The sequence below is a fragment of the Kytococcus sp. HMSC28H12 genome, from assembly GCF_001816045.1.
In the GTDB taxonomy this organism is placed as follows: domain Bacteria; phylum Actinomycetota; class Actinomycetes; order Actinomycetales; family Dermatophilaceae; genus Kytococcus; species Kytococcus schroeteri.
The window spans coordinates 1-5,489 of record NZ_KV824249.1 but is presented as its reverse complement, the minus strand read 5'-3'; the positions used below and the strand labels follow the sequence as shown (position 1 = coordinate 5,489).

At 73.5% G+C, this 5,489-nt stretch carries 6 protein-coding genes; 2 read left to right on the top strand and 4 right to left on the bottom strand.

What is annotated here, in order from left to right; all coding sequences use genetic code 11:
* Positions 1 to 292 precede the first annotated feature (292 nt).
* From HMPREF3099_RS00030 to rpmG, 4 genes are all read right to left on the bottom strand, one after another.
* Positions 293 to 1,348, bottom strand: a complete 1,056-nt coding sequence (locus HMPREF3099_RS00030) for a GTP-binding protein (protein ID WP_070703178.1) — start codon at positions 1,346 to 1,348, stop codon at positions 293 to 295.
* On the bottom strand, positions 1,345 to 1,593 hold the full coding sequence (locus tag HMPREF3099_RS00025) for a type B 50S ribosomal protein L31 (protein WP_070703177.1): 249 nt from the start codon (positions 1,591 to 1,593) through the stop codon (positions 1,345 to 1,347). Before HMPREF3099_RS00025 ends, HMPREF3099_RS00030 begins: the two co-directional genes overlap by 4 nt.
* Before the next feature lie 70 nt (positions 1,594 to 1,663).
* Entirely contained in the window at positions 1,664 to 1,969 is a 306-nt protein-coding gene (gene rpsN, locus HMPREF3099_RS00020) for a 30S ribosomal protein S14 (RefSeq protein WP_070703176.1), read from the bottom strand.
* Positions 1,969 to 2,130: a 50S ribosomal protein L33 gene (gene rpmG / locus HMPREF3099_RS00015; protein ID WP_070703175.1), complete on the bottom strand. Its 162-nt coding sequence runs from the start codon at positions 2,128 to 2,130 to the stop codon at positions 1,969 to 1,971. Before rpmG ends, rpsN begins: the two co-directional genes overlap by 1 nt.
* Positions 2,131 to 2,303: 173 nt before the next feature.
* Here rpmG and HMPREF3099_RS00010 point away from each other — a divergent pair, with 173 nt between their 5' ends.
* Together HMPREF3099_RS00010 and HMPREF3099_RS00005 are read left to right on the top strand one after the other, a co-directional pair.
* Complete coding sequence (locus tag HMPREF3099_RS00010; RefSeq protein WP_070703174.1) at positions 2,304 to 4,397, top strand: HelD family protein; 2,094 nt, start codon at positions 2,304 to 2,306, stop codon at positions 4,395 to 4,397.
* 180 nt (positions 4,398 to 4,577) lie between these two features.
* Positions 4,578 to 5,327: a hypothetical protein gene (locus HMPREF3099_RS00005; protein ID WP_070703173.1), complete on the top strand. Its 750-nt coding sequence runs from the start codon at positions 4,578 to 4,580 to the stop codon at positions 5,325 to 5,327.
* Positions 5,328 to 5,489 lie beyond the last annotated feature (162 nt).

Sequence of the window (5,489 nt, the reverse complement as noted above, 5' to 3'; positions counted from 1 at the left end):
CCTCGGCATCGAGGTCACCGTGAAGGGCGAACCCACCACCCTCACCCCCACCACCCTGGTCACCCAACTCGTCCCCAACCCCTGACCCGCCCACCCCGGGCGACCCGGCCGACGGCCCACGGGCAGCCGCCGGCGGCCCAAGAGCATTGAGTCGTCGCGCACCGGGGTCGACACACCCCACCCACCCCAACGAACGACGACCCAACGGGAACACGCGGCACCCACCGGTCACCGAGGTACGAGACGGCGACACCCACCTCAGGATGCCGCCGCCTCGTCGTCGGTCCGCAGCTCAGGCGGCGCCGGCCCACTCCTCGAAGCCGTCGGGACGCCCCACCCAGCGCTCGGCGGCGCCGACCATCTCGGCATCGGTCATGAGGGCGTGCTCGAACGCGGCGCGCACCTCCTCCACGTCGTCGACGTGGGCGGTCACCACCAGGTGGGTGCGGCGCTTGCCGTCCCACCGCGCGCACTCGCCCAGCCGCAGCTGGCCACAGCACTCGTCCCAGGCCAGCACGGAGTCCGGGCGGCTGGGCAGCCAGAACGCGCCGCGCGTGCGCAGGGAGGCCAGCACCATCGGCTCCATGGCCTCCATGAGGCGGTGCGGGTGCAGCGGGCGCCAGGACTCCAGCACCACCGTGGTGATGCCGTCGGCGTCCTCGGCACCGGTGGGCCGGCGGTGCAGCGGGCTCGTGCACCGCGACGCGGTGTCCACGTCGTGCCGCATGGCCAGCAGCGCCGCACCGTCCACGGACAGCGTGGAGTCCACGTGCAGCGCGTCGGCGCGGGCGAGGTGGCGCAACAACGTGAGGTCCTGCGGCGCGGCCTCGTGGCCGGAGTGCACCACCACGTCGGCGTACTCCAGCTGGGCCACCACGGCGGCGGTCACCTCGGCCCCCTCGGGCCCGCCGGTGCCGGCCACCACGCGCTCCACGAGGCCCGCCGGGTCCACCACGGCGGTCACGGCACGCAGCTCCAGGTGCTCGGGCACGCGCTCGTCCAGCACGTCGGTGCCCAGCGCGGTCCCCACGGGCAGCAGCTCGGCACCCAGCGGCAGCACCACCAGGGCGGCCGGCCACCGGTCGGCGCCGGCCAGCTCCAGCAGGGCGGGCACCAGCTCCTCGCGCAGCGCGCACGAGTGGCAGGCGTGCTCCATCAGGGAAGTGCGGTCGTCCACGGTCCCGGTGGCGTCGTGCACCACGCGGCGCACGGTGCCGGCCTCGGCGTCGAGCTCCAGGCGCAGGGTCACCGCATCGGGCAGGTCGAGCTGCGCGGCCAGGACGGCAGCCGAGAGGTCGGCCTCGTCCGTGCCGCCCAGCACCACCACGGGCAGGCGGTCGCTGGTCACCGGCGGGCCCCGTAGCGCTGGCGGAAGCGCTCCACGCGGCCGGCGGAGTCGAGCACCTTCTGGCGCCCGGTGTAGAAGGGGTGGCTGGCGGAGGAGACCTCCACGTCCACCACGGGGTAGGTGTTGCCGTCCTCCCACTCGATGGTGCGGTCGGTGACGGCGGTGGAGCGGGTCAGGAACGCGAAGCCGGCGTCGGCGTCGCGGAAGACCACGGGGCGGTAGTCGGGGTGGATGCCCTTCCTCACGGCATCTCCTCTCTGGTCGGGTCGTCGACGGGGATGCCCGCGACCGCGCGCCCGGCGCGGCCGCGGGGGCTCACCAGGAGCTCTTGGTGACGCCGGGCAGCTCGCCGCGGTGCGCCATCTCGCGCAGGCGGATGCGGCTCAGCCCGAACGTGCGGTACACCGCGCGGGGGCGGCCGTCCACGGCATCGCGGTTGCGCAGGCGGGTGGGGCTGGCGTCGCGGGGCAGCTTCTGCAGGGCGCTCACGGCCTCGGCGCGCTCGGCGGCGGTGGAGCCCGGCGCGGAGACGATGCGCTTGAGCTCGGCGCGGCGCTCGGCGTACCGGGCCACCACCTCGGCGCGCTGGCGATTGCGGGCGATCTTGGACTTCTTGGCCATCAGCGGGTCTCCCGGAACAGGGTGTGGCGGCGGAGGGTGGGGTCGTACCGGCGCAGCTCGAGCCGGTCGGGGTCGTTGCGGCGGTTCTTCTCGGTGATGTACGTGAAGGCCGACTCCGTGGACCGGAGCTTGACCTTGGTACGGATGTCCTGTCGTGCCATGGGGCGGGACCCTACGCTGATTGAGAACGGTTCGCAAGAATGATTCTCAATCAGCGTGGTACCTTGCTCGGCCCCCTCGGAGCGCCCCCGGCGCAGGGCGCGGCCACGCCGCCCCGAGCCTCGTCCGGCCCACCGGAGACAACCCCGCACCCCATCTCTCGCGGAGAGACGCCGTGGACACCCCCACCCCCGATGCCGGCACCCCGCCCACCGACTCCCCCGATGCCGAGCTGGCCGCCGAGCGCGAGCACCTCACCCGCGCACGGTCCGCCATGGCCCGCATGCGCGAGTCCTCCCTGGCCACCACGGCCGAGGGGGCCGACGCCCGCACCGTGGAGTTCCTGGCCCGCACGCTGTGGCAGCGAGCGGTCTCCCTCGAGGACGACCCGCACACCACGCTCTTCTTCGGCCGCATCGACCTGGCGCCCGGCCACGGCACCGACCCGCTCTCGGACGCCCCGGAGCGATGGCACCTGGGCCGCCGCCACGTCACCGACGACGCCGGCGACCCCCTCGTCATCGACTGGCGCGCCGAGGTGGCCACCGCCTACTACCGTGCCTCGGCCACCGACCCGATGGGGGTGGAGCGCCGCCGCCGCTTCGGCGTGGTCGACGGGCAGCTCACCGGCTTCGAGGACGAGCACCTGCTGTCCGGGCAGGCCCTGGACTCCGCCCTGCTGGCCCACGAGATCGAGCGCCCCCGCACCGGGCCGATGCGCGACATCGTGAGCACCATCCAGCCCGAGCAGGACGAGATCGTGCGCGCCGACGCCGCCACCACCGTCTGCGTGCAGGGCGCGCCCGGCACCGGGAAGACCGCCGTGGGCCTGCACCGCGTGGCGTGGCTGCTCTACGCGCACTCGGCCCGCCTGGCGCGCGGCGGGGCGCTCGTCATCGGCCCCAACGAAGCCTTCCTGGAACACGTGGGGCAGGTGCTGCCCTCGCTGGGCGAGGTGGAGGTCGCGCACAGCACCGTGGACGGCCTGCTGGGGCTGGAGGTACGCGGCACCGACGCCGCGGACGTGGCCACGCTCAAGGGCGACCCGCGCCTGGCCGAGGTGGTGGACCGCGCCGTGTGGGGGCGCATCACCGAGCCCGACGAGGCTCTCGTGGTGCCCCGCGGCGCCCGGCGCTGGCGGGTACCCGCGTACGAGGTGCGCGAGGTGTTCGCCGAGCTGCGCAGTCGGGGCGTGCGCTACTCCGCCGCCCGGGAGATGGCCGCCCGCCGCCTGGCGCACCGGGTGCTGGCCCAGATGGAGGCCGCCGGCGACTCGCCGGACGACCGCGTGGCCGATGCGGTGGCCCGCTCCACGCCCATGAAGGCCTACCTCAAGGCCCACTGGCCGGTGCTCGACCCGCAGCGGGTGGTGTTCGAGCTGCTCGGCGACGCCGACGTGCTGGCCCGCGCGGCCGAGGGGGTGCTGTCGCCCGAGGAACAGGCTCTGCTGCAGTGGGACAAGGCACCGCGCAGCCCCCGTTCGGCGCGCTGGTCGGCCGCCGACGTGGCCCTGCTCGACGAGGCCGGCGACGCCGTGGAGCGCACGCCCAGCCTCGCGCACGTGGTGCTCGACGAGGCGCAGGACCTCTCCCCCATGCAGCTGCGGGCCGTGGGGCGCCGGGCCAGCACCGGGGCGCTGACGGTGCTCGGCGACATCGCGCAGGGCACCACGCCGTGGGCCACCGCCTCGTGGGAGGAGACGCTGCACCACCTGGGCGCCGAGGGCTCGCACGTGGAGGAGCTGGTACGCGGGTTCCGTGTGCCGGCGGCCGTCATCGAGCTGGCCGCACGGCTGCTGCCGCACATGGCGCCCGGGCTCCGTGCCCCCGAGGCGGTGCGCTCCACCCGCGGTGACCTGGCGTTCACGGCAGTGGAGGGCAGCGGCGGCGAGGTGGACGGCACCCCGAGCGAGGCACTGCTGGGCGCCGCCCGCGCGGCCGCGGAGCGGGCGCTGGCACACGAGGGGACGGTCGGCGTCATCGTGCCCGGGACCTGGACCGATGCGGTGGCGGCCGCCCTCGATGGGGTGGAGGAGGCCTCGGCACCCGAGGAGGGTCCCGCGTCCGCGCGCTGCACGGTGCTGCCGGCCGGCACGGCCAAGGGCTTGGAGTTCGACCGCGTGGTGGTGGTGGAGCCGGCCCGCGTGGTGGCCGACGAACCCGACCACCGCACCGGACTGCGGCGGCTGTACGTGGTGCTCACCCGTGCGGTGAGCGGGCTCGAGGTGGTGCACGCCGCGCCCCTGCCCACCGAGCTGGGCGTGGGCTGAGGAGTGACGGACACGGGACGGAGACTCCGTTGAACCGACTACGCCGTCGTGCGAAGTCTCCCACGCACGGGCGCCAGGCCGTTACCAAGCGCTCACTCAGCACCCCTAGCGGGACGCCCCACCTGCGCCATACATCGAGCCACCGGAACCTGTCAGGTTCCCTCGAGAGATGAGACAGCAATGAACCGCACGAGCGTGCGCAGCGGTGCAGCCATCGGCCTCTTGGTCGCCGCCCTGTTCCTCCCTCCCGGCTCAGCCATGGCTGAGGACGCCGAGACACACCTCTCCCCCATGGCCGCGCCCGTCCAACCTGACGGTTCCCCCGACTCCTCTGACGAGGAGATCGCCGCTGCCACCGCTGCAGACGCTGCCACCATCGCCGCGCAGGAAGGCCGAAGCGTCGCTGAGGTGCAGGAGGATCTGAAGTGGCAGGACTCAGCGCAGGCTGAGATCGACAGGGTCGCCGCACTGGCCCCGGAGGCCTTCGCCGGGTCGTCCCTCTCCGTCGCGGACCGCACCGTCTGGGTCGGGTTCACCGGCACCGCCCCCTCAACCGACACACGATTCCCCGAGGGCACGACAGCAACCATCCAGGGAGATCTCCCCCTGAACCACGAAGGTCGTGTGCAGGCAGCCCGAGCGGCCGCCTCGGCAGTCGAGGCGGAGTTCGGCGCAGAGGCCGTCTCCCGTGTAGATGCCGTGACCGGCATGGCCGAGGTCTTCGTCGCCACGTCGCGCCCCTCCGGATCGGATGCACGTCTGGCCCGGGCCGAGAGGGAAGCAATCAGCGAGATCACGGTGTACTTCGACCCGAACAGCAGAGGGGGCGAGGAGACCGTGAACGGCGGTGGGCGACTGGAGCGGGTGGGCACCTCGAGCCTCCTGTGCACCTCGGCGTTCACCGTGGCCGGAACGGAACGAGGGGAATGACCACAGCACAACATTGCCCCTTGCCATTCACCCATGAGAACTACGACAACGCGACCGAGCACCAGGTCACCCACAACGCCTCCCACTACGGCGCGGACGGCGACATGCGGATCTACACGACCAGCGACATTGAGGGGCTCATCCGATCTGAGGGTGTAGTCG